This is a genomic window from Bacillus cereus group sp. BfR-BA-01381 (genome assembly GCF_022663555.1).
GTDB classification, from domain to species: domain Bacteria; phylum Bacillota; class Bacilli; order Bacillales; family Bacillaceae_G; genus Bacillus_A; species Bacillus_A pacificus.
Genome location: NZ_JAKUFR010000368.1, coordinates 1 through 209, shown reverse-complemented (window position 1 = coordinate 209; position 209 = coordinate 1). Strand labels below are relative to the sequence as shown.

The window sequence follows — 209 nt, the reverse complement described above, 5'->3', positions numbered from 1 at the left end:
AATTGAAAGGCGGCTTCGGCTGTCACTTATGGATGGACCCGCGTCGCATTAGCTAGTTGGTGAGGTAACGGCTCACCAAGGCAACGATGCGTAGCCGCCCTGAGAGGGTGATCGGCCACACTGGGACTGAGACACGGCCCAGACTCCTACGGGAGGCAGCAGTAGGGAATCTTCCGCAATGGACGAAAGTCTGACGGAGCAACGCCGCG

At 59.3% G+C, this 209-nt stretch carries 1 rRNA gene; it reads left to right on the top strand.

Annotated elements, in window-relative coordinates:
• Positions 1 to 209: ribosomal RNA gene (locus MR079_RS29080) — 16S ribosomal RNA — on the top strand; the annotation flags it as partial.